A 22,696-nucleotide genomic window follows, 5' to 3' on the forward strand; every position below is an offset into this window, starting at 1 on the left:
CGTCGTCGGCGCCGAGGCTCAGCAGTGCGACGAACCGATGCCGCTGGGCGGGTGTGATCGCCAGGCCCTTGTGGTGGGCGAGCATCGCCTCGTAGCCCCCGTGCTCGTCGGTATAGATCGCTGGGCCGCCGAAGACCTCGACGTACCAGTCGGTGACGTGCGAGCGGTGGTGGTCGGAGACGCCTCCGGGGAAGAGGGGACTGAGCAGGTCGTCCCGCTCGACGCGGTCGTAGAAGGCGTCCATCAGTCGCCGGATCGCCGGAGGGCCGCCGGCCCAGTCCAGCAGCGTCGGTACGTCGGTCTCGTCGGCGGGGAGCGCATGGGCGTCGTTGGACACGGCTCTCACGGTACGCCCGACGAGGTAGCGACCGCGTTCATCCGCCGCCTGCGCGGTGGGGGAGCGGTCGCCCGCGTGAGACGCGTCGGTTCGTCCCGGCGATCGAGCCGGCGGCGGCGCCGACCAGTGCCCCGAGGATGGCGGAGGGAAGGCCGACCTCGATGACGGCGAGGTCGTGGGCGGGTAGGCGTCGAGGCCCAGGAGCAACCCGGTGAGGCCGCCGACGAGGCCCAGGGTGGCCGCGCCGAGGAGTGCCGCCTGCAGTGGTAGCGGCAGTGGCAGTGCCACGGCGGCCATCGTACGTCGGCGATTCGTCAATCGGCCAGGGGGGGGCAGATGGGCGGCCGCTTGGCGATGGCATCCGATTGATGATCGAAGGTGATGGGTGCAGGTTGTGTCTGCACCCGGATCACTCTGGTGGTGCCGGATGCGACGGCGATCCGCCTGGCGACCTGCCTCGACGCGCTGACCTCGGCGCGGTCCGGGGTTTCGAGGCTCGCTGCGCTCGCACCCCAACCGCCGGAGCCGGTGGCTGGGGGCGAAGCGCCCCGAGCCAGGCCAGCGGCTGTTCACCCCGGCCCAGCGCGAGGCACCAAGGCTGCGGGACGCCACCTGCCGCGCCGAGGGGTGCACGGTCCCGGCGACCTGGTGCGAGGCACATCATGAGGTCCCGTGGTCCCGCGGCGGCGGCACGGACCTCGAGTACGCCGTCCTCCTCTGCGGGTTCCACCACCACCGCACCCGCTCAGCGCCAGCAGTGGGTCCGCTCGTCACGATGATCCGGCGGAGAGGTTGCGCTCCGCGATCCGGGCGAGCTGGGTGCGGGAGTCGATGTCGAGCTTGCGGAAGATGTGACGCAGGTGGTAGTCCACCGTGTGCGGCGAGAGGAACAGCCTGGCCGCGGTCTCGCGGTTGGTGAGGCCGGCGGCGACGGCCTCCGCGACGCTCCTCTCCGCGTCGGTCAGGCGCGACCACTCCGCTCGGCCGGTGGCCGCGGGCGTCGGCGCGGGCGAGAAGCGGATGAGGATGCCGCTGAGCTCGGCGCCGTCGTAGATGGCCTCGCACCGGACGTCGGCGATCCCGTGCGGTAGGCGGAGGGGTGGGTTCGGGTCGGAGCCGCCGTGAACCGATCGCTGGGCCCAGTCCCAGAGGGCTTCGCGGTCGGTCGCGGCGACGAACCGGCCGGCTGCCGAGTTGACGAAGAGCGCGCTGCGATCGACCGCGGCGATCGGGCCCCGGGAGCGGCGCCGAGCTTGGAGGAAGGCGTCGTAGAGTGCGATCGACCTCGAGCCCGTCTCGTCGAGCAGCCGCTGCGTGGTCTCGTGCACCACCCGACCGACGAGTGCGGTCATCAGCTGCCAGGGTGCGGGATCGGCGACAGTCATGTTGACCACGCCGAGGAGCTGACCCGTGAGCGGGTCGGTGACGGCGCGCGAGGCACAGGTCAGATGGGTGAACGCGTCGGCATAGTGCTCGAACCCGCGGACCAGGGACGATCCGCGGGTGCCGGCGGCCATCCCGATGGAGTTGGTGCCCACCGCCGACTCGCTGCAGAAGAAGCCGGGGGCCGCCCCGGCAGCCTCCATCTGGATCGCTGTTCTCGCGGTTCGGGTCCAGCGCGCGACCACGTGGACCCGGCGGTCGGTGAGCAGCAGCGCAGTGCGCAGATCGGGCAGGTCCGCGCTGACCGCCGTCATCGCTGGAGCGGCGGCCCAGTGGAGCCGGCTGTCGTCGTCGACGTCGGCGTCGTACGGCGGATGGATCTCGTCGGGCCGTAGCCCCGACGCGGCGTCTCGCCGCCAGGATGCGTGGATGGCCGGGCTGACCGGCTCGTTGCGGAAGGGGCCCGCTTGCAGGCGGTCGTGCACGTGGCGCAGCGCGAGCGCCCCAGGTTGGTCGAGCTCATCCACGGCCCACCTCCTGTGTCGGCCCCAGCGTTCAGGAACCGTGGCTGCCACGCAAGAGCCGAAACCACGCGTTTACGTGGGGTGCGCCGGGTGGTCGATCGGTCATCGTGGTGGTCATCGATCGTGGAGGCTGAGGATGACGCTGGGGATGACGTGGAGCTCAACCTGACCGGGAAGGTGGCGGTCGTCACCGGGGCGAGCAAGGGCATCGGGCTGGCCATCGCGCGCGCGATGGCGGAGGAGGGAGCCCTGGTGGTCGCAGGGTCGCTGCACGGCAGCCCTGAGCTCGACCTGCTCGCGGACCGCTGGCACCTGCATCCCGTGCGGCTCGACCTGAGCACGCCCACCGGACCGGCGGGCCTGGTGACGGAGGCGGTCGAGCGGTACGAGCACCTCGACGTCGTGGTCAACAACGTCGGCGCTGTACGCCCTCGACCGGACGGGTACCTGTCCGTCAGCGATGAGGAGTGGGTGGACACCCTCACCATCAACCTGTTCGCGGCGCTGCGCACGATGCGCGCCGCACTCCCGCACCTGGTGGAGCGCACCCATTCCTCGATCGTGACGATCAGCTCGGTCAACGCCGTGCTGCCCGACCCCCTGGTGGTCGACTACTGCGCCGCCAAGGCCGCGCTCAGCAGCGCCTGCAAAGCGCTCTCGAAGGAGTACGGCCCCCGTGGGGTGCGGGTCAACACGGTCAGTCCGGGTCCGGTGGAGACGGACCTGTGGCTCGGCGGCGACGGCGTCGCCGCCACCGTCGCGAAGGCCAGCGGCGCTCGCGCGGCCGACGTCCAGGCCGGGGCGGCCGCAGCGAGCGTGACCGGCCGGTTCACCCGCCCTGCCGAGGTCGCGGACCTCGTCCTGATGCTCGCCAGCGACCGTACGTCGAACGTCACCGGCGCGGATTTCGTCATCGACGGAGGCCTGATCGGCACCACCTGATCCACACCCAACGAAGGAGCACCACCCATGAACAGACCCGTCGTGTTCATCCACGGTCTCTGGCTTCACGCCACGAGCTGGCAGCCCTGGATGGAGCTCTTCGCAGGGGCTGGATACGAGCCCTGCGCTCCGGGTTGGCCGCACGAGCCCCCGACCGTCACCGAGGCGCGCGAGAATCCTGACGCGGTGGCCAACTTCAGCATCGACGACATCACAGAGCACTACGCCGCGATCATCGCCGACCTGGACCAGCCGCCGGTCATCGTGGGGCACTCGTTCGGCGGCCTCATCGCAGAGAAGCTCCTCGGCCAAGGGGTCGGCGCCGGCGCCGTCGCGATCGACCCGGCCCAGATCAAGGGCGTCCTCCCGCTTCCGCTCGCCCAGCTGCGCGCCGGCCTGCCCGCCCTGGGCAATCCGGCCAACCTCCACCGCTCGGTCTCGCTCACGCGGAAGGAGTTCCGGTTCGGCTTCGGCAACGCCGTCAGCGAGGAGGAGTCCGATGCCCTCTACGAGCGCTGGGCCATCCCGTCACCGGCGCGTCCACTCTTCCAGGCCGCCACCGCCAACTTCGTCATGCACGCCCAAGCCGCGGTCGACACCGCCAACGACGAGCGGGGGCCGCTGCTGCTCATCTCGGGCACGGCGGACCACACGGTGCCGGACGTCGTCACCCGGTCCACGTTCAAGCAGTACCGCGACTCCTCGGCCGTCACCGAGCTCAAGCAGTTCGAGGGCCGCGGCCACTCGCTGACCATCGACGGCGGGTGGCGCGAGGTTGCGGAGGAGGTGCTCGATTGGCTGAAGACGAAGGACCTCACCTAGCAGTCGACAGCCGGGCAACGACACACGCGGATCGGCGTTCGCCGGCCGTCCTGGCGGTGGGGGAGCGCTCGCCCGCGTCGGACGCGTCGGTACGTCCAGGCGATCGAGCCGGCGGCGGCGCCGATCAGTGCCCCGAGGATGGCGGCGGGCAGGCCGATCTCGATGACGGCGAACCAGGTCGTGGGCGGGTAGGCGTCGAGGCCCAGGAGCAATCCGATGAGGCCGCCGACGAGGCCGAGGGTGGCCGCGCCGAGGAGTGCTGCCCGCAGTGGCAGTGGCAGCGCCACGGCGGCCATCGGAGGACGGCGGTTCGTCGCCCGGCCAGGGTCGCAGATGGGCGGCCGCGTGGACCGGGATCGCGGAGATGCGACGCCCGGAAAGCCTGGGTCCTGTGTGTGAACTGCGGTTCACCGAGTCGGCTATCGAACTGCAGCTCGCTGACCGCCAAAAATCGTTACGCCGTCACTGCTCCCGAAGGTCGTTTCATGAAGCTGCACCCGGGGCCCGTCGAGCGCTGGGTCCCCCTGCGCTGTTGTCCAGGCTCGGTCCGCGGTGCCGGGCGACCGACCGCAGGTTGATGAGCTGCGGCTGTGGACCACGGCCGCCCTCGGCCGTCGCCGCCGGCGACACTGACCAGCCGGACGTCGGGCGACCTGTTCTGCTGTCGGTCAGCGAAGCCCGATGACGCTTCGTGGCAGGCGACGTGGTGCCCCGTCGCCGAGGGTGTCCCCTGTACACGAGCCGATTTCCACAGGTCTGGGTATTCCTTGCCGATTCACTTGATTTCCGGCTCGCGGTTGGTGGCATCGTCGCAGTCGCGGTGCACACGAGATTGGTGGGGTCAGGTCGTGCCGCCGAAGGGATCCATTGATCAGTCCTCGGTAACGCGGCCGGTCCGACGAACTCGGGGCTGTGGCGCGCACTCGGGCCGTGAATCATCGCCAACGGGAACCACGAGGACAGGCAATGGATGCCACACAACGCAGTGCTCCCGTCGAGAACGGTGGGTCGCCCAGGATCGCACTGGGGGGTGCGGATGTCGACCTGATGACGCAGCCCGAGGTCGTGCACCGGATCATCGCGCGGGCGCACGACCTGATGGCGCCTCCGCTCGCCATCGCGTCGGCCAACCTGGACCACGTCCATCACTTCGGTGCCAGCGGCCGCTGGCGGGGGACGCAAGAGGCATCTCAGTCGGCCGGCCTGGTCGAGTGGCTCACGTTGCTCGACGGGGAGCCGCTCGTCCGACACGTGCGGCGGGTGACGTCTCAGGACTGGCCGAAGCTCGCGGGCAGCGATCTCATCGCACCCTTGCTGGATGCAGCTGAGGGCGCGGGGATGAGCGTGGGCTTTCTCGGCGGGAGTCCGGAGACGCACGCGGAGCTCGCGCGTCGCCTGGCCGACCAACGCCCCGCGCTGAAGGTGGCGGGTTTCTGGGCGCCCGAACGCGCGCAGCTCGAGGACGGGGGCAACAGTCGGCGCCTCGCCTGGGAGGTGCGCAATGCCGGCGCCGACCTGCTCTTCGTATGCCTGGGCAAGCCACGCCAGGAGGTGTGGATCGCCGAGTACGGGCACCTGACGGGCGCCCGGGTGATGCTCGCCTTCGGAGCCGCGGCGGACTTCGTCGCGGGCAAGGTCGTCCGGGCCCCGTCGTGGGTGTCCGAGAGGGGACTCGAGTGGGCCTGGCGGCTCGCCCAGGAGCCCCGGCGCCTGGCGCGCCGCTACTTGCTCGACGCCGGGCCGGCGTACGTCGCGATGCGCCGGGACACCAGGCTGCTCCCCGGCGCCCGGGGTGTGCAGCGCGGCGAGGCACGGGGCCCGGCCGGCGAGGCGGCGGCTCTCGGCGAGGGGACGGCCGAGGTCCCGACGGGCCGTACCTTCGTGTGCGGTGAGGGGCCCGCCGACGTCACGGTCGTGGTCGTGACCTACAACAGCGCGGACACCATCGGTGGCCTGCTGGCCGACCTTCGTGGGCAGGCCACGGACCTGCGGCTGCGGGTCGTGGTGGTGGACAACGACTCGGTCGACGGCACCCTCGCGGCGGTCGCGGGCCAGACCGACGTCACGGGGGTGCGCGCGGGCGGCAACCTGGGCTACGCGGGGGGCATCAACGTGGGCCTGGGCGTCGCGGGCGAGTGCCGTGCGGTGCTGGTGCTGAACCCGGACATCCGGCTGAGTCCGGACGCGGTCGCGCAGATGTGGACTCGCCTGTGGTGGCCCGGCGTCGGCGCCGTCGTACCGAAGATGCTCGGGGAGCAGGGCGAGGTCTCGAAGTCGCTGCGGTTCGAGCCGAGCCTGACCCGTTCGCTCGCCGACGCGCTCCTCGGCAACCGCGCGCCGGGCAGGCCGGCCTGGGCGACCGAGACCGACCACGACGCGGAGTCCTACTGCTACCCGCACGCGATCGACTGGGCCACCGGTGCCGCGATGATGCTGCGCGAGGAGGTCTCTCGGGAGGTCGGGCGGTGGGACGAGCAGTATTTCCTCTACTCCGAGGAGACTGACTACTGCCGTCGCGTACGCGAGGCCGGCTGGTCCATCTGGTACGAGCCGTCCTCAGTGGTCGAGCACGTCGGGGGCGCCTCCGGGACCTCCTACGAACTCGGGGCGCTGATGGCGGTGAACCGGCTCCGGTACGACTCGAGCCACCATGGCCCCGCCCACACACTCGGAATGCGGGCGATCCTCGTCGGCGGCGCTGCTCTGAGGGCCCCTGGTCGTCGCCAGTCGCGAGCCACGCTCGGGTACCTCGTGAGCCGTCGGCAGTGGGATCGGCTTCCGGCCGCGACGCCGGCGGCCGGTGGGTCGAAGACGTCTGGGGCCGGGCGACTGCACCGGGTCTCCGAGGCGGGTGCGGCGTCGCCCGGTCGCCGCCTTCAGGCGGTCGAGCCCGACAGTTCGTCGAGCGCTTCGTGACGGCGCCGCTGCCGTCGCACGGCCAGGGTTCGCAGGATCCAGTCGGCGCCCAACGTGAGACCCAGGGAAGCGCCCAGACCGAGCGCCAGCAGGGCGGCCTGGGCACGCTTGCGGCTGCCCGGGACGTGCGAGATCTCGATGCTCGCGGGGCTGCGTTCGAGGGTGATCAGCTCGGCATCACCGGTCCCGGTGCGGCGCTGGGCCTCGTCGGCGGCGGCGTAGACCCGGCCCACGGCCTCCTCGAGAAGAGCAGCCGCCCCCTCGGGGTCCGGGGCCACCGCCTCGACGATCAGCACGGGCTTGTTGAAGTTCGTGCCCCACTGCGAGCCCTTGTTCGCGAGCGTCACGGTGTAGCCGCGGTCCAGACCGGTGCCGTACAGCCCCGCATCGGAGGATGCCAACCGGCCACTGATCGGGTGACCGACCACCTTTCTCTCCACAGCGGCGGCGAAGTATGTGATGCTCGTGGCCGCGTCCTGCAGGACATTCTGACGGTCGGGACCGACCCCGCTCGGGGGGAGGAAATAGACGTCCGTTCGCCCCCAGTACGTGCCCGGATCGCGGGGAGTCGCCATCACCAGCAGCCCGGTGATCACAACGAGCGGGAGCGTGATGTACCAGCGACGGAGGATCGTCGACACGAACAGTTCGATGGTGCTGCGCACTCGGAGTGACGCCGCTCCATCGACCATCCGCTGACCTCAGTTCCCGTCCGAACCGCCCTTCGACCACCGAACGGCCAACCTAGTCTAGGAAGACCCGAACACATGCCGATGAAATCTTGGGACATTGGAGCAGCCGACGCCCCGAACAACGACGTCGTGGGGGGCAGCCGATGATTGGCCGTGCGGGCGGTTGCGCGAGGCGACGGGCGCGGTCGCTGGCCCTCGCGCTGGGCGTAACCGCGGTCGCCGGGGCGTCGTGGACGGCGCCCGAAATGTCGCGCGCGACGGAGCAGGTCCCGGAGCAGGCGACTCATGCACCTGTGCGGGCGGCGGCCAACGCCAAGCTGCTCAACCTGCGCCGGGTCCCGTGGGAGGGCGGGAGCGCCTACTGGAAGCAGTACGCGAGGCCGAAGGAGGCCGGCTGGTCGAACGCATCCTTCTTCCCGATCGCGGTCTGGTGGGGCGGCCTCTCGAACCAGAAAGAGGCCGACTGGGACAAGGCGCACGGCATTAATACCTACGTGCTCCTGCACCCCGACACCCAGTACCGGGTTCTTGAGAATAACGACCTCTACTACGTCGGCAGCGACATCTCGGGGCTCAAGCAGGACAGTCGGAACTGGGTCGGTGACTTCCTGGAGGACGAGATCGACGGCTGGATGTCGCCCGCCGAGGGCTTCGCGTACCTCGACAGCCTGGCGACGTTGTACGAGGGCGACGGGCGGTTCAAATACGCGAACTTCACCCAGACCGTGCTGGGGACGGACCTCGACACCGGTCACGCCGAGAAGTACGTGAACGACTACACCGACGCGGTCTCAGTCGACATGTACTGGTACACGATCCCGTTCTGCGACTGGAGGCCGTACCGCGCGCCGTACCTCACCACGATCCGCCAGAGCAACTGCCGTACAGCATCGAGCTACGGAAGGATGATGAACTCCCTGAGCAAGCGGGACGCCGCCGACGGGAAGCGGCAGATGAAGTGGCAGTTCGTCGAGATGCTAAGCGGGTCCCCCGGTGAGGGGCCGGCCATGCAGATCGCGCCACGGCAGGTCAAGGGCGCTGTGATGAACTCCGTCATCAACGAGGCGCGGGGGATCATCTACTTCAACCAGAGCGTGGCCCAGGACGCGCCGTGCGGCAGCGGGAACGTCGTTCGGGACGCCCAGACGGTCAGCAACTTCTGCGGGGCCGCCCAGGTGAGGGCGGCCGGACGCGTGAACCGGCAGATCCAACGGCTGGCCCGCGTGATCAACACGCAGTCCTACCGCTACCGCTTCGGCGCGGGTCTCGACACCATGCTCAAGGCGCGCGGGAAGTACGCCTACATCTTCTCGATGATCAACGGAGCCTCCCAACCCGGGGTCCGGAGGTTCCGGCTGCCCGCGGGGGTGCAAGGGCGGAAGGCAACGGTGCTCTTCGAGAAGCGAAGCATCAAGATCGGCATGAGGGGCCGTTTCCGTGACACGTTCGCGCACGAGGCGGATTATCACATCTATCGGGTGCCGCTGAAGGCGCCCAAGAGTTAAGGACAGCCAGGAGATGGACGTCGACCACGTGCTGTTGACCCGGTTCAACCTCCCGACGGTGGGCGCGGAGAGCCTGATCCGCGCCAGGGAGGGGTGGCTCCGCGAGCGGGTTGCGCTCTTCGAGCGCTATTGCCTGCCGTCCGTCGCCGCGCAGTCCGCCACGACGTTCGAGTGGCTCGTCTACTTCGACCCCGAGTCGCCGGCGTGGCTGAAGGAGCGGATCAGTGGCTGGCAGTCGGTCCTGACCCCGGTCTTTCGCGCGACGGTTGATCGCGCTGAACTGCTGGCTGACATCGAGTCGACACTCGAGCGTCGCGGCAAGTGGTTGATCACGACGAACCTCGACAACGACGACGGACTCGCGCGCGACTTCGTCGAGCGCATCCAATCCGCGGAATCCGTGCCCCGACGGCATGCGATCTATTGCGACAACGGCCTGATACGTCGCGGTGACGGCCTCTACCTGCGGAACGACCCGGAGAACGCGTTCTGTTCGGTGCGTGAGCCGTGGGACGGCGCGAGCACCTGTTGGGTCGACTGGCACAACCTCCTTGGGCGCAGCATGGAGGTCATTCACGTCAAGGGCGTCCCCGGCTGGCTCCAGGTGGTGCACGAGTCGAACGTGAGCAACCGGGTCCGCGGGCGCCTGGTGTCGCCGGCCAGCTATCTAGAAATCTTCGAGGTCGGCGCGCTGTCCGGGGTGGAGTCGCCTACGGCCAGCGAGATTGCACACGATCGCTGGGTCGCGCGACCTCAGCGCGCCTGCCGCGATCTTGCCCGGAGCGTGGGGCGTCGTACGGCGTTGCGGTTGCTCGGCAAGGACGGGTTCGACCGGCTCAAGGCGCAGATCGCAACACTGCGCACCGGCACCCCCGCGCCGGGCAGCGGCGATATCGCGCGGTCCTCTCAAAGCACGCCCGAGTCCGCGAGTGACCCCACTAAGGTTCAGGGTTAGTCGTTGGAACGGAGCATCACGTGAACCTCGCTGAGCTCATGAGCAGCCTCGTCCGGCGGTGGTACGTACTCCTGGTCGGGGTCGCGCTCACGGCTGCCGGCTGCTACGTGGCGAGCACGTCGGTCAGCGAGAGCTACGAGTCGACGTCGAGCGCCCTGCTGCTGCCGCCGCCGAGCCTGGTCGGAGACAAGGGGAACCCGTTCCTCTACCTAGGCGGTCTGAGTGCGGCGCGGGACGTGCTGACGGCCCGACTCAACAGCGAGCCGGTACGCGCGCCCATCGTTGAGGACTATCCCGGCGTCAGCCTCACGATCGCCGCCGACACCACGACCGCGGGGCCGATCGTGCTGGTGATGACCGAGGGCGGCAGCGCCGATGACGCGACCGAGGTGGCGCGGCGGGTGCTGGAGGAGATCCCGGTCGAATTGGCCGAACTGCAGGACGAGTTGGAGGTGCCGGACCGGTCCCGCATCACCACGATGGATCTCACCGGCGCGGCGGAAGCCACCTCGTCCCGGAAGGACCAGATCAAGGCGATCGCGGTGGTGATGGTCGGTGGGTTGGCAGTCTCGGTCCTTCTGGTCGGGGTGATCGACGGCTGGCTGCTCGCACGTGGCGCGCGCCGGGGCGGCGGACCTCCTTCGGGCAGCAGGCGCCGTCCCGCGTCCCGCCGGAGGCGGGATCCGGCGGGCGAGCCGGAAACGGACGGGGCCACCGAGGGCGAGTCGGCCGTGGACGCTGACGTGCACCGGAAGCACGACCACAGCGGGCAACCGTCGGCCCGTGCCGCGGGCAGGGCACTCTCCGGAAGCCGGCGATGACGCTTGCCGGCGCGGCGCACGGCGTGCCGACCGGCCTCCGTGCAAGGTTCCGCCCCGATGCCACGACGATCCTGATCGTCTACACCGCATTGCTGCTGCTGATCCCGTCCGACCAGCGCGTCGGACCGCTCGGCGGTGCCGGCGGGCCGGCGTCGATCATCGGGCTCCTGGCGGGTGTCTACTGGTGCTGGATGCGCCTCTCGCTCGCCAGGACGCCGGACCTCCCTCCGGCACAGCCGGTGAAGGTTGCGGCGTTCGTGTTCGTGGCGGCGGTCCTCGCCAGCTTCCCGGTCGCGATGCTGCGCCCGCTCGCCGGCAGCGAGGCCAGTCAGGCGGACCTTGGGGTGCTGCGGATCCTGTCGGCGGGTGGCGTGCTCCTGCTCGCCCACGACGGCATCGCGACGCGGACACGCTTCCGTGCGCTCGTCGGGTGGCTGGTCGGGCTGGGTGTCGTCCAAGCGCTGCTCGGGCTGGTCCAGTTCCTGACCCATTCCGACGTCATCGGGTCTCTCACCGTGCCGGGACTCGTCAAGTCGCAGACGTTCGCGGGCGTGGTCGAGCGGGGCGGGTTCCTGCGTCCGGCCGGAGGGGCGATGAGCCCGTTGGAGTACGGGCTGGTACTCAGCATGATCGTTCCGCTGGCGATCACGGTCGCGCTCTTCGAACGGCGGGGCACCGGGGGCTGGCGTCGGTCGATCCCCGCGCTACTGATGGCGAGCGCGTGCCTGATCTCGGGCTCCCGCTCCGCCATCGCCGGTCTCGCCGTGGTGATGATCGTGCTGTTCCCCGCCTGGTCGTGGGCGATCCGGCGGCGGATGGCGGTGGTCGGCCTGGCGGGACTCGTCGGGGTGTACCTGCTGGTGCCGGGCATGATCGGCACGCTGCGCTACCTGTTCACGGAGTCTGAGAACGACCCGAGCGCGGCGTCGCGGACCGGCAGCTACGGGATCGCGGAGCTCTTCATCGGCCGTTCGCCGTGGCTCGGACGCGGCTTCGGGACGTTCCTGCCGCAGTACCGGATCCTCGACAACGAGTACCTCCTGCTCACGATCGAGACCGGGCTGATCGGGCTGTTCTCCTTCCTCGCGCTTGTGGTCGTTGCCGCAACCTGCGGCGTGCTGGGCCGCAAACGCGAGCCCGATGAGTATCTCGCGCAGACCGGCCAGGCGCTCGCGGCGAGCATCCTCGCCGGCGCCGTGCTGCTCGCGTTCTTCGACGGCTTCTCGTTCCCCATGGCGTTCGGGCTGGTGTTCCTGGTGATCGGGATGGCGGGCGCGTACTTCCGGCTGGTGCGGGGGGACGACTAGATGGCCGGGCCAGTGCAGGGGTCGCCTACTTCCCGGCGGCGGTTGGTGGTCTACTGCGCCGGCGCGGAGTGGCACAAGTTCAAGGCGACGGACCGGCACCTGGTCGAGCGGCTGGCGGAGCGGGTCGACGTGCTCTGGGTGGATCCTCCGAACTCGGTGCTGCGGACCTTGGGCCGCGCCCCGGGGGAGGGAAGCCGATTCACCGACGACCTGGACGAGGTGGCGCCGGGTGTGTGGCGTCTTCGGGTCGTCGCGCCCCCGTTGGCCTCCCGTCCCTTCGTCCGCAGCGTCAGCCTCCGGATCTCTCGACGGGCGGTGGCGCGGGCGCTCGACCGACTCGAACGCGGACCGCACGCGGCGGTGTTGTCCTGCCCCGAGCCCATCTACGTGGCGCCTGCCGGCGCCGTCCAGGTCTACTTCGCGACGGACGACTTCGTCGCCGGCGCCGAACTCATGGGCCGCTCAGCCCGTCGCCTGGCGTGGGCGGAACGGCGTCAGCTCGCGCGGGCGGACGTGGTCGCGGCCGTGACGCGTGGCCTGGTCGACCGGTTCGACATCCGGCCCGGCACGGTGAGGTTGGCGCTGCCGAACGGCTGCGATGCCCGACGTTTTGCGGCGACGGACGAGGCACCGCTGCCCCCGATGCCGCTCGCACCGCCGGTCGCCGGGCTGGTCGGGCATCTCAACGCCCGGATCGACCTCGCGTTGCTCGAGGCGACCGCGGACCGCGGGGTGCGACTCCTCCTCGTGGGGCCGGTCGACCCTGCCGTCGACCCCGAGAGGTTCCGTGCCCTGGTGGATCGCCCCAATGTTCATTGGGCGGGTCCCCAGCCGACCGAGAGGCTTCCCTCGTACCTGCGCGCGATGGGGGTCGGCCTGACGCCGTACGTCGACACGGCGTTCAACCGGGCCAGCTTCCCGCTGAAGACCCTGGAGTACCTCGCCGCGGGCCGTCCGGTGGTCTCCACACCGCTCGATGCGGTCGAGGAGATCGGCTCCTCGGAGGTGAGGGTGGCATCGGGACCCGAGGCGTTCGCCGAGGCCGTCGTGCAGGCGCTGGCGGGCGGCATGGACGCCGACCGTGTGGCCGGGCGACGGGCGACTGCGGCGGCCCACGACTGGGGAGTCAGAGCGGACAGCCTGCTGGCAGCGATCGACGCTGCGGCCGCGGAGTCGCCCGGGGTCAGGCCGGCCGGGCGTTGAAATCGTCGCGCGCGGCGCGCCCGCGCCAGTGCTCCAGGCGTCGGCGAATCTTGTAGTCGAGCAGACCGGCCGCCGAGCGTGCCGCGTGCGGGAACTCACCCGGACGACCGGTGCGGCGTTCGAGGGCATTGAGGTAGACGGCCTCCTGCGCCGCCGCGGCCGCGTCGAGGCTGAACCGATCCAGCACGAGCTGGCGACCCAGGCTCCCCAGCTCGCGCCGCGCGCCGAGATCGTTGACGAGCGGCCGCAGAATGCCGTCGGCAAGGTGCGTCACGGCTTCCGCCGAGCTGCGCTGGGCGACGCCGTAGAACCCCTGGTCGAGGAAGAGCGGGACAGACCGGTGGTCCAGCAGCTCGAAGAAACCGCCCTCTCCCTGGACGACTAGGGGCTTGCCGAAGCTCAGGGCACGCAGCGCCGAGCCACCCATGCCGATGCAGATGTCGGCCTGGTCGTAAGCCTCCCGGGGGTCCGCGACCTCGCCGGTCAGCGTGACGGCGGGTCGCGGCAGCCCCGAATTCGCCGCTGCGGCGGATGACGCGACGACGTCCCCCGCTGTGCCCCCGCCGACGATAGTCAGGTGCACCGGGAGACCCGTGCGGGCCAGCCCGCCCACGGCGGCGATCGCGGTGAGGATCCCCTCGAGTTTGAGCTCGGGCACGAGCCGGGACACGATCACGACCTGAACGGCGTCAGGAGCCGCACCATGATTCACCAGGAAGGCGCCGGGCGCGGCGCCCGGCGCGTTGCGATCGGTGTCGACGGGTGGCTCGAGGAGATGAACGCGTTCGCCTCGGACGGGCACCACCGTCTCGCGAATCCGCGCGGTCCCGACCATCAGGTCGATGTCGTGAGGCACGAACGGAGCGACCGACATCGACATGATCGTTCCGACCGTGGCGGCGTCGAACCGACGGAGTGTCGAGGCGTAGCACTCTAGGATCGGCGGCCACTCGTAGCCGTGCAGGACGTGCAGGCTACGGCGGGTCGAGAGGTCCCGCAGGTCGCGGGCTCGGGCCGGGCTGGGGCGCAGCCGTCCGGGTGCGGCGACGACGTGCTCGAGGCCGAGGCTCTGCACGGTGTCTTGGAGCGGGCCGCGTTCGGAATAGATCAGCACCTCGTGACCGCGGTGCTGGATCGCCGACGCGATCTCGATCGCGTTGAGTTGGCTCCCGCCGATCTCCATGGCGTGGGGATAGACGAGTACCCGAAGGCTGGTCATGCGGTTCCTCCTGCGGACGCGTTCGGAGCGTGCCGGTAGGGACGGGGGCTTGAGGTTCTGCGTGCTGGCCCGTGGCGGTCGCTGCGGGCGCCGAGCCCTGGCGCCAGACGGCCAGGTCGCCGCGGCGTGCCCACGCGGTCGCGGCCATGAGAGCCAATCCGGCGGTGCCGCTGAGCGCGAGGACGGCCCAACTGGACAGACCGTGCATCTGGAGCCACCCGATCCCCACCGTCAGGAAGAGCGCCAGCGCGGACGGCAGGGCCAAGGTCGCCAGCAGTGTCCGAGCGGGCACGCCGAGGCGTCCCAGCACGATGAGGTAGGCGGGGCTGATCACGAGGGCGGCGAGCGCCACCTGACTCGCCGCCGCACCGGCCGCGCCCGCGACCGCGATCCCGGTCCACACCGCCGGGACCAACATGACGAACCACAGGACCTGCACCGTGAGGAGCGACCGCGTGCGGCCGGCGACGACGACGTAGTCGTAGACGAGCTCGAACAGGATGCGGAACGCCGCGAAGACGGCCAGCCACCGCAACGGCGCGGCCGCCGCGGACCACTGGTCCCCGTAGACCACCGCGACCACGTCGGGAGCGGTCACCGCGAGCACGGCGCATCCCGGGATCGCGATGGCGGCGACGATCCGACTGATGGCGGCGAAGGCGGACGGCATCGACTCGCCCCTGTCGCGAAGGCGGGCCAGCGTGGCCGGCGCCACCTGGCGGAGCGGCTGGGAGACCATCGTGACCGGCCAGCTGGCGAGGTTGAACGCCAGGACGTACGCGCCGAGCGCGGTGGGGCCGAGCTGGTAGCCGACGGTGATCTGGTCGAGGAAGCCGATTCCGAAGACCAGGATGCTGGTGGCCGCGAGCGGAAGTCCGAACCTCAGCAGTCGGCCGAGGTAGAGCTGGTTCCATCCCCAGCGATAGGGCAGTGGGCTGAACCGGAGCAGCATGATCCCGGACACGCCGGCACCGACGATCCGGCCGAGCACGAGGCCGAGTGCCCCCAGGCCTCCGAGTGCCAGGAGCAGCGAGGCGACCGCGCCGAGCCACACGTTCACCTGGTCGGCGTACATGCGGTGGTCCGCGCGAAAGTAGCGCTGGAGGAGCGCGGCCGGAGTCGCCACGATGCCGTTGATCAGCACGCAGGCCGACATCAGGCGGACGAGCCCTGCGGAGCCCGGATCGCCCATCGCCGCGGCGAACGGCCCGGCGGCGAAAAGGACGCCCACGGTGATCAGTGCACTGCTGAGCAGCGCGACCGAGTTGATGGTGGGTGCCGTCAACCGTGGGTCGTCCGGCCACCGCACGATGGCCAGGCTGACCCCCAGCTCGTTGAAGGCGAGGACACCCATCAGCGCGATCAGCGCGACCGCGTAGGTGCCGAACTCCGCCGGGCCGAGGATGCGGGCCAATGCGATCCCGATCGCGAGGGTGCCGACCTTCGACCCGGCGGTGTTGGCGATGGTCCAGGCGAGCGCGCGCCCGGGATGCCCGGCGGAGACCAGGCGGGCGTCGTCGTCTGCGGTCAGCGTGTCAGGCATGCGGTGAGGGTCTCCACCACGTGCTGCTGCTGCTCCTCGGTCAGGTGCGGGTGCATCGGGAGGGAGAGGATCTGCCGGGCGGCGCGCTCAGCGACCGGGAAGGCACCCTCGCCGAGCCCGAGGTGCGCGTACGCCGGGGTGAGGTGGACGGGCTCGGGGTAGTGCAGGCCGACCCCGACCCCGGCGTCCTGGAGCGCGGCTAGCACGCGGTCGCGATCATCGACGCGCGTCACGTAGAGGTGCCAGACGTCGAGGTTGCCGTCCCGGGTGGTGGGCACCCGGAGGTCGAGGTCTGCGAGGAGTTCGGCATAGCGCGCGGCTGCCTGACGGCGCTTCTCGTTCCAGGCCTCGAGTCGCTTCAGCTTCGCCCGCAGTACGACGGCCTGGACCGTGTCGAGGCGGGAGTTCATCCCGATTGTCTCGTGGACGTACTTCTGGCGGCTCCCGTGGGCACCGAGCAGCCGGACGCGGTCGGCGATGTCGGCGTCGTCCGTGGTCACGGCGCCCGCGTCGCCGGCCGCCCCGAGGTTCTTGCCGGGGTAGAAGCTGGTCGCGGCGACCGTGCCGAGCGACCCGCAGGCCTTGCCGAACCTGCGCGCGCCCTGGGACTGCGCTGCGTCCTCGACCACCGGCAGGTCGTGCGCGGCGGCGACGTCGAGGACAGCCTCGACCGGTGCTGCCTGGCCGTAGAGGTGGACCGGCACGATGGCCTGGGTCCGCCCGGTGACCGCCTTGTCGACGCGCGTCGGGTCCATCAGGAGCGACTCCTCGTCGACGTCGACCAGCACGGGCACCGCGCCGATGCGGGAGACCGCCTCGGCGGTCGCGATGAACGTGTTGGCGGGGATGATCACCTCACCGCCCGGCGTCACGCCGACGGCGCGGAGCGCCAGCTCCACCGCGTCGGTACCGTTCGCCACGCCCACACAGTGCAGGACGCCGCAGAAGTCGGCGTACTCCTGTTCGAAGGCGCCGACGGCCGGGCCGCCGATGAATGCCGCGGTTGCGAGAACCTCGTCGATCCCCGCCCGCACCTCGTCCGCGATCTCGGCCTGCTGGGCGACCAGATCGACGAAGGGAACCTTCATGTGCGCTCCTGACTCTTGCTGGAGATCGGCCGGGCGGGGATGCCCGCCCAGATCTGTTCGTCGGGGAGGTGGCGGGTGAGGGCCGAGCCCATCCCGAGCGTGCTGTCGCGGCCGACGGTGAGGTTCTCCCGCACCGAGGCGTTCATGCCGAGGTAGGCGCGCTCGCCGACGTCGACGCTCCCGCCGAGGGAGACCCCGGCGCAGAGCGTCGCGAAGTCCCCCACGACGTCGTCGTGGGTCAGCGTCACCTGCGGCATCGCCACGACGTGCCGGCCGATGGTCACCTGCGCGGTGAGGACGACCTGGGCGAGCAGGATCGTGCCGGCGCCGAGCGTGCACCCCTGCGGCACGGACGCCGTGGGGTGGACGACGGTGGCGTAGCGGTCCGGCGAGACGCCGAGGCGGGTCAGCCGGTCAACGATCGCCTGACGTGACCGACCGCGCCCGGCGCAGATGAGCACGTCGGCCTCGAGGTGGGTGTCGGCGAGGGCGTCGATGCCCCCGACCACGGGGACCCCGTCGATCTCGGTACCGGCGAGCGCGGGGTCGTCGTCGACGTATGCCACGACGTGGTGCTCGGGTACCAGGCCGACCATCGCGGCCACCTCGCGCGCGAGGCCACTCGCGGCCACCAGGACCAATGGGATCACCGGGTGCACCCCTCATTCCCATTTCCGGTGACGCGTGTCACCGGACCTCCCCGCAGCGCGCTCATCCATCGCCCCCGTCGGTCAACGCAGTTGCCGCACCATCGTCAGGGTTGGGAACGCAGGCCGATCGGAAGCAGGTTCCGAGTCATCAGGATTGAGGATCCGCCGCGCCGGATCAGCGTCCGGCGCTGCCGTTAGGAGTCGAAGCCCAGCCCCATCCGGTCCAGCGTCCGCAGCCACAGGTTCCGCCGCCCGGTCGCGTCGGCGCGTGCCGACGCCCAGCGGGTCAACTGGATGCCGACCCACGCCAGCGGCTCGGGCGGGAACGGCAGCGGCCGCTCCCGCACCATCGCCAGCCGGGTGCGCTCGGTGGGCTCCCCGGCCAGCAGGTCGAGCATCACGTCCGCGGCGAACCGGGACGCCCCGACGCCCAGGCCGGTGAACCCGGCGGCGTACGCCACCCGGTCGCGGTGGGCGAGGCCGAAGAACGCGCAGAAGCGGGTGCAGGTGTCGATCACGCCGCCCCAGCGGTGGCTGAAGCCCACGTCCGCGAGCTGGGGGAAGGTCTCGTAGAAGTGCTCGGCGAGCACCCGGTGGGTCGCCGCGCGCTGCTCGTGCTCCGCGTCGATCGACCGGCCGAAGTGGTAGACCGCGTCGTACCCGCCCCACAGGATGCGGTTGTCGCGCGTGAGCCGGTAGTAGTGGAACAGGTTGCCCGAGTCGGCCACGCCGCTGCGGCCCGCCCAGCCCAGCGAGGCGAGCTGCTCGGGGGAGAGCGGCTCGGTGGCGAGGACGTGGTCGTAGACCGGCACCACGCGCCGCGCGACGCGGGGGAGCAGGTCGGTGAAGGCGTTGGTCGCCACCACGACCCGCGCGGCGCGGACGACGCCGTGCGGGGTGGCGAGCTCCATCCCGGAGTCGGTACGACGCATCGCGCGCACCGGGGTGCCCTCGGCGATCCGCACGCCCAGCGACTCCGCCGCCGCAGCCAGGCCCCAGGCCAGCCGCGCCGGGTCGACCATCGCGCAGCCCTCGGCGTCCAACCGGCCGGCCAGGTAGGTGGGGGAGTCGACCAGTGCCCGCACCGCGGCCGCGTCGAGGAAGCCGTCGGCGTCGGGCTCCAGGTCAGCCACCTCGTGCGGTCGGGTGGCCACCGTCAGCTGCCCGGTGCGCTCGAAGCCGCAGTCGATGCCGTAGCGGCGTACCGTCTCCTCGATCTCGTCGAGGTTGGCCAGCCCGAGGCGTTCCAAGGTCTCGAACTCGTCGGGCCACCGCTCCAGGCCGTTGGCCTCGCCGTGGGTCAGGCTGGCCTCGCAGAACCCGCCGTTGCGGCCGGTCGCGTGCTCGGCGATCCGGTCGGCCTCCAGCAGCAGGACCGAGCGGCCCGGATCGCGCTCCTTGGCGCGCAGCGCGGTCCACAGGCCGGTGTAACCGCCGCCGACGACGACCAGGTCGGCACTGCTGTCGGTCGGGTCGGCGCCGACCGGTGGCCGGGGCGCGGGGCGGTCGGGGGTGTCGAGCCACAGCACGCGCGGTGCGGCGGCGTCGGCGCGCGCGTGGGCGTCGCCGCGGGAGACGGTGGAGGTGGTGCTCATGGTCGGTCCGCTCGGCTCAGGCGCCGGCCGGCTCCATCTCCCGGATGCCCCAGGGGGATCCGTAGTCGCGCAGCAGGTCGAGGAACGGCACCGCGTCGAACGCCTCGGGGCCGAGCACGCCCGTGCCCTTCCAGACGCCGGTGGCGAGCAGTTCGAGCGCCACGACCGGGTTGATCGCGGTCTGCCAGACCACGCACTGGTGGCCGTACTCCCGCATCGTCCACTCGTTGTCGACCACGTGGTAGAGGTACGTCGAGCGCGGCGCGCCGTCCTTGCCGGTCCCCGTGACCCACAGGCCGGCGCAGGTCTTGCCGGTCATCCGGGGCCCCACCGACGCGGGGTCCGGGAGCACCGCGGCGACCACGTCGCGCGGGCTGACCTCGACGCCCTTGACCCGGACCTTCTCGGTGCGGTCCAGGCCGAGGGTGTTGAGCACCTTGAGGACGTTGATGAACTCCTCACCCAGGCCGTACTTGAAGGTAGCCCGCCGGCAGTCGACCCAGCGCGGCATCAGGAGCACCTCCTCGTGCTCCACGTTGACGCACTCCACCGGCCCGATGCCCTCGGGGAAGTCGAAGACCTCCGGCTCGGAGAACGGCGCGGTGGTGAACCAGCCGCGCTGCTTCTCCCAGATCACCGGCGGGTTGAGGCACTCCTCGATGGTGGTCCACATCGAGAACGACGGTGCGAAGATCTCGTTGCCGTCCTCGTCGGTGACCACCAGGTTGGCTCCGTCGCGGGTGCCGAGCTCGTCGATCTCGGAGAACAGGTGGTCCGCGGCGTAGCGCGCGAACACGTCGGAGAGCCCGGGCTCCACACCCATCCCGACCAGCGCCAGCCGGCCGTGCTCCTCCCAGTCGGAGGCGACCGCGAACTGCTCGTCGCCGAGCTTCACCCCGGTCCGCTCGTACGGCGCCTCCGGGTGCGGCCGGGACAGCGACATCGCCATGTCCAGGTAGTCCGCGCCGGCGGCGTACGCGCCGTCGAAGATCGGCATGTTGAAGACCGGGTCGACCGCGTTCATCACGTGGGTGATCCGGTGCTCGCGGCAGAGGGCCGCGACCGCGTCGGCCGAGGAGGCGTCGATCCGCACGGCGGAGTACCGCTCGTCGTCGGCCGCGGCGCGCTCGGCCCGGGCCAGGTCGTAGTCGGCGACCACGATCGCCTCGAAGAAGTCGCGTCGCGCCGCGATCGCGGCGAACGCCGAGCCGACGCCGCCGGCGCCGACCAGAAGGATTCTCATCGTTGTCACTCCGTTGGTGATGGTCAGGAAGTTGGCGTCGTCAGACGTGGTGCCTGGCGAGGCGGAGGAGCGCAGTCGGCCTGTGAGCGCAGCGGGCCGTCGAGCGACGACAACGCAGCCAGGCGCCGCGTTCCACGGCGCCGATCAGCCGATGTAGGACATGACGTGCTTGATCCGGGTGTAGTCCTCGAACCCGTACATCGAGAGGTCCTTGCCGTAGCCGGAGTGCTTGAACCCTCCGTGCGGCATCTCGGAGATGAACGGGATGTGGGTGTTGATCCAGACCACGCCGAAGTCGAGGCGCTTGGACATCCGCATCGCGCGGCCGTGGTCCTTGGTCCACACCGAGGAGGCGAGGGCGTAGTCGACGCCGTTGGCGCTGCGCAGCGCCTCGGCCTCGTCCGCGAACCGCTGCACGGTGATCACCGGTCCGAAGATCTCGGTCTGGCTCATCTCGTCGTGCTGGCGCAGACCGGAGACGACGGTGGGCTCGAAGAAGTAGCCGCCCTCGCCGCCGGCGACCTGGGCGTGGCGGCCGCCGGCCTCGATGGTGGCGTGGTCGGGGAGCCGGTCGACCATCCCGGTCACCCGGGCGAGCTGGTCGGGGTTGTTGAGCGCTCCGTAGAGGACGCCCTCGGCGTCGGGGAGGCCGGTGCGGGTGGCCCGGGCCTGCTCGGCGAGCGCGGCGACGAACTCGTCGTGGATGCCGTCGGCGACCAGCACGCGGGTGGCGGCGGTGCAGTCCTGCCCGGCGTTGAAGTACCCGGCCGTGGCGATCGCCTCCGCTGCGGCGGCGATGTCGGCGTCGTCGAAGACCACGACGGGCGCCTTGCCGCCCAGCTCGAGGTGGACCCGCTTGAGGTCGGTGGCGGCGGCGGCCGCGACCTCCATGCCCGCGCGGACCGAGCCGGTGATCGCCACCATCTGCGGCGTCTTGTGCTCCACGAGGGCGCGGCCGGCATCCCGGTCGCCGCAGACGACGTTGAGCACGCCCGGCGGCAGGAACTCGGCGGCCATCTCGGCGAGCAGCACGGTGCTGGCGGGGGTGGTGTCGCTGGGCTTGAGCACGATGGTGTTGCCGGCGGCGAGCGCGGGCGCGATCTTCCAGATCGCCATCGACAGCGGGTAGTTCCACGGCGTCACCTGGCCGATCACGCCGATCGGCTCGCGGCGGATCCAGGAGGTGTGGTCCTTGAGGTACTCGCCCGCACCGAGGCCCTCGAGCACGCGGGCGGCGCCGGCGAAGAACCGCAGGTGGTCGATCGAGGGCGGCAGCTCCTCCTCGGCGGTGACGGTGAGCGGCTTGCCGGTGTTGTCGCTCTCCGCGCGCACGAGCTCCTCGGCCCGGTCCTCCATGGCCTGCGCCATCTTCAGCAGCGCCTCCTGGCGCTCCTTGGGGGTGGTCTCGCCCCAGGTGTCGAACGCGTCGTCGGCGGCCTTCATCGCGCGGTCGACGTCCTCGGCGCCGCTGGCGGGCGCCGTCGCGTAGGTCTTCCCCGTGGCGGGGTTGACGACGTCGTAGGTGGCCCCGGAGGCGGCGTCGACGGACGCGCCGCCGATGAAGTTGCGCAGCGTGGTCATGCGTCGACCCTAGTCAGCATTTCGTTGCTAGGAAAGGTGTTCTGCAACGAAATCCGTTGTTAACGAGAGATAACACGACGGATTGGCTTGCTTTGGTGGGTCGGGCCGGGGAGGATGGCTGCGTGTCCGACGAATACGACCTTCCCGCCCTGCAGGCCTCCGCCCGCGACCACCTGTGGATGCACTTCACCCGGATGTCGTCCTACGACTCCGCCGAGGTGCCGGTGATCGTGCGCGGCGAGGGTGCCTACGTCTACGACGCGCAGGGCAACAAGTACCTCGACGCCCTGGGCGGGCTGTTCGTGAGCCAGCTGGGCCACGGCCGTACCGACCTGGCCGAGGTCGCCGCGCAGCAGGCCAGCGAGCTGGC

General features: G+C 70.8%; 19 protein-coding genes and 1 pseudogene. 9 read left to right on the top strand and 11 right to left on the bottom strand.

Annotated elements, in window-relative coordinates; genetic code table 11:
- Together E8D34_RS21185 and E8D34_RS21190 are read right to left on the bottom strand one after the other, a co-directional pair.
- Nucleotides 1-337, bottom strand: a pseudogene (locus tag E8D34_RS21185) (hypothetical protein); the annotation flags it as partial.
- 770 nt (nucleotides 338-1,107) lie between these two features.
- Nucleotides 1,108-2,247 carry a LuxR C-terminal-related transcriptional regulator gene (locus E8D34_RS21190; RefSeq protein WP_136596339.1) on the bottom strand — a complete coding sequence of 380 codons (1,140 nt, stop codon included), beginning with the start codon at nucleotides 2,245-2,247 and terminating at the stop codon, nucleotides 1,108-1,110.
- Nucleotides 2,248-2,397: 150 nt separating this feature from the next.
- Here E8D34_RS21190 and E8D34_RS20340 point away from each other — a divergent pair, with 150 nt between their 5' ends.
- Entirely contained in the window at nucleotides 2,398-3,186 is a 789-nt protein-coding gene (locus E8D34_RS20340) for an SDR family oxidoreductase (RefSeq protein ID WP_136596340.1), read from the top strand.
- Nucleotides 3,187-3,213: 27 nt separating this feature from the next.
- Nucleotides 3,214-4,008, top strand: a complete 795-nt coding sequence (locus E8D34_RS20345; RefSeq protein ID WP_136596341.1) for an alpha/beta hydrolase — start codon at nucleotides 3,214-3,216, stop codon at nucleotides 4,006-4,008.
- Here E8D34_RS20345 and E8D34_RS20350 read toward each other — a convergent pair.
- Complete coding sequence (locus E8D34_RS20350) at nucleotides 4,005-4,295, bottom strand: hypothetical protein (RefSeq protein ID WP_136596342.1); 291 nt, start codon at nucleotides 4,293-4,295, stop codon at nucleotides 4,005-4,007. The genes E8D34_RS20345 and E8D34_RS20350 overlap by 4 nt on opposite strands.
- Nucleotides 4,296-5,055: 760 nt before the next feature.
- Here E8D34_RS20350 and E8D34_RS20355 point away from each other — a divergent pair.
- Nucleotides 5,056-6,924: a WecB/TagA/CpsF family glycosyltransferase gene (locus E8D34_RS20355; protein ID WP_168929543.1), complete on the top strand. Its 1,869-nt coding sequence runs from the start codon at nucleotides 5,056-5,058 to the stop codon at nucleotides 6,922-6,924.
- Here E8D34_RS20355 and E8D34_RS20360 read toward each other — a convergent pair.
- Complete coding sequence (locus E8D34_RS20360) at nucleotides 6,885-7,589, bottom strand: hypothetical protein (protein ID WP_136596344.1); 705 nt, start codon at nucleotides 7,587-7,589, stop codon at nucleotides 6,885-6,887. The two genes, E8D34_RS20355 and E8D34_RS20360, sit on opposite strands and share 40 nt — an antisense overlap.
- Before the next feature lie 170 nt (nucleotides 7,590-7,759).
- Here E8D34_RS20360 and E8D34_RS20365 point away from each other — a divergent pair, with 170 nt between their 5' ends.
- The 5 genes from E8D34_RS20365 to E8D34_RS20385 are packed head-to-tail and all read left to right on the top strand — an operon-like array spanning nucleotide 7,760 to nucleotide 13,407.
- A complete protein-coding gene (locus E8D34_RS20365) occupies nucleotides 7,760-9,121 on the top strand; it encodes a hypothetical protein (RefSeq protein WP_136596345.1) in 1,362 nt (453 codons plus the stop codon).
- Between the two features lie 13 nt (nucleotides 9,122-9,134).
- Nucleotides 9,135-10,076 (top strand): glycosyltransferase, encoded by a 942-nt coding sequence (locus E8D34_RS20370; protein ID WP_136596346.1) that lies wholly within the window; start codon nucleotides 9,135-9,137, stop codon nucleotides 10,074-10,076.
- A 38-nt stretch (nucleotides 10,077-10,114) separates the two neighbouring features.
- The gene (locus E8D34_RS20375; protein ID WP_136596347.1) at nucleotides 10,115-10,897 is read left to right on the top strand and encodes a hypothetical protein; all 783 of its coding nucleotides are present in this window, start codon (nucleotides 10,115-10,117) and stop codon (nucleotides 10,895-10,897) included.
- A complete protein-coding gene (locus E8D34_RS20380; protein WP_136596348.1) occupies nucleotides 10,894-12,204 on the top strand; it encodes an O-antigen ligase family protein in 1,311 nt (436 codons plus the stop codon). Before E8D34_RS20375 ends, E8D34_RS20380 begins: the two co-directional genes overlap by 4 nt.
- Before the next feature lie 45 nt (nucleotides 12,205-12,249).
- A complete protein-coding gene (locus E8D34_RS20385) occupies nucleotides 12,250-13,407 on the top strand; it encodes a glycosyltransferase (protein ID WP_168929544.1) in 1,158 nt (385 codons plus the stop codon).
- Here E8D34_RS20385 and E8D34_RS20390 read toward each other — a convergent pair.
- From E8D34_RS20390 to E8D34_RS20420, 7 genes are all read right to left on the bottom strand, one after another.
- Nucleotides 13,388-14,287, bottom strand: coding sequence for a glycosyltransferase (locus tag E8D34_RS20390; RefSeq protein WP_346763617.1), 900 nt, complete (start codon nucleotides 14,285-14,287; stop codon nucleotides 13,388-13,390). The two genes, E8D34_RS20385 and E8D34_RS20390, sit on opposite strands and share 20 nt — an antisense overlap.
- A gap of 94 nt (nucleotides 14,288-14,381) precedes the next feature.
- Entirely contained in the window at nucleotides 14,382-16,169 is a 1,788-nt protein-coding gene (locus E8D34_RS21195; RefSeq protein WP_136596351.1) for an oligosaccharide flippase family protein, read from the bottom strand.
- Entirely contained in the window at nucleotides 16,154-17,257 is a 1,104-nt protein-coding gene (locus E8D34_RS20400; protein ID WP_136596352.1) for a DegT/DnrJ/EryC1/StrS family aminotransferase, read from the bottom strand. Before E8D34_RS20400 ends, E8D34_RS21195 begins: the two co-directional genes overlap by 16 nt.
- Nucleotides 17,254-17,907: a NeuD/PglB/VioB family sugar acetyltransferase gene (locus E8D34_RS20405; RefSeq protein ID WP_136596353.1), complete on the bottom strand. Its 654-nt coding sequence runs from the start codon at nucleotides 17,905-17,907 to the stop codon at nucleotides 17,254-17,256. Before E8D34_RS20405 ends, E8D34_RS20400 begins: the two co-directional genes overlap by 4 nt.
- Nucleotides 17,908-18,101: 194 nt before the next feature.
- On the bottom strand, nucleotides 18,102-19,502 hold the full coding sequence (locus E8D34_RS20410) for an FAD-dependent oxidoreductase (RefSeq protein WP_136596354.1): 1,401 nt from the start codon (nucleotides 19,500-19,502) through the stop codon (nucleotides 18,102-18,104).
- 16 nt (nucleotides 19,503-19,518) lie between these two features.
- Nucleotides 19,519-20,745: a saccharopine dehydrogenase C-terminal domain-containing protein gene (locus E8D34_RS20415; protein WP_136596355.1), complete on the bottom strand. Its 1,227-nt coding sequence runs from the start codon at nucleotides 20,743-20,745 to the stop codon at nucleotides 19,519-19,521.
- A 144-nt stretch (nucleotides 20,746-20,889) separates the two neighbouring features.
- Nucleotides 20,890-22,326, bottom strand: a complete 1,437-nt coding sequence (locus tag E8D34_RS20420; RefSeq protein ID WP_136596356.1) for an aminobutyraldehyde dehydrogenase — start codon at nucleotides 22,324-22,326, stop codon at nucleotides 20,890-20,892.
- Nucleotides 22,327-22,448: 122 nt separating this feature from the next.
- On the opposite strand from E8D34_RS20420, the gene E8D34_RS20425 reads away from it, so the two are divergent.
- Nucleotides 22,449-22,696, top strand: a 248-nt coding sequence (locus E8D34_RS20425; RefSeq protein ID WP_240771483.1) for an aminotransferase class III-fold pyridoxal phosphate-dependent enzyme, incomplete at its 3' end; no start/stop codon positions are given.

The sequence above is a fragment of the Nocardioides sp. GY 10113 genome, assembly GCF_004919105.1.
Lineage (GTDB): Bacteria > Actinomycetota > Actinomycetes > Propionibacteriales > Nocardioidaceae > Nocardioides.

Excerpts from the sequence above, each read along its gene's own strand:
- E8D34_RS20345 (WP_136596341.1), top strand. The coding sequence starts at position 3,214 with ATGAACAGACCCGTCGTGTTCATCCACGGTCTCTGGCTTCACGCCACG.
- E8D34_RS20355 (WP_168929543.1), top strand. The coding sequence starts at position 5,056 with ATGACGCAGCCCGAGGTCGTGCACCGGATCATCGCGCGGGCGCACGAC.
- E8D34_RS20365 (WP_136596345.1), top strand. The coding sequence starts at position 7,760 with ATGATTGGCCGTGCGGGCGGTTGCGCGAGGCGACGGGCGCGGTCGCTG.
- E8D34_RS20370 (WP_136596346.1), top strand. The coding sequence starts at position 9,135 with ATGGACGTCGACCACGTGCTGTTGACCCGGTTCAACCTCCCGACGGTG.
- E8D34_RS20375 (WP_136596347.1), top strand. The coding sequence starts at position 10,115 with ATGAGCAGCCTCGTCCGGCGGTGGTACGTACTCCTGGTCGGGGTCGCG.
- E8D34_RS20380 (WP_136596348.1), top strand. The coding sequence starts at position 10,894 with ATGACGCTTGCCGGCGCGGCGCACGGCGTGCCGACCGGCCTCCGTGCA.
- E8D34_RS20390 (WP_346763617.1), bottom strand. The coding sequence starts at position 14,287 with ATGTCGATGTCGGTCGCTCCGTTCGTGCCTCACGACATCGACCTGATG.
- E8D34_RS21195 (WP_136596351.1), bottom strand. The coding sequence starts at position 16,169 with ATGCCTGACACGCTGACCGCAGACGACGACGCCCGCCTGGTCTCCGCC.
- E8D34_RS20400 (WP_136596352.1), bottom strand. The coding sequence starts at position 17,257 with ATGAAGGTTCCCTTCGTCGATCTGGTCGCCCAGCAGGCCGAGATCGCG.
- E8D34_RS20410 (WP_136596354.1), bottom strand. The coding sequence starts at position 19,502 with ATGAGCACCACCTCCACCGTCTCCCGCGGCGACGCCCACGCGCGCGCC.
- E8D34_RS20415 (WP_136596355.1), bottom strand. The coding sequence starts at position 20,745 with ATGAGAATCCTTCTGGTCGGCGCCGGCGGCGTCGGCTCGGCGTTCGCC.
- E8D34_RS20420 (WP_136596356.1), bottom strand. The coding sequence starts at position 22,326 with ATGACCACGCTGCGCAACTTCATCGGCGGCGCGTCCGTCGACGCCGCC.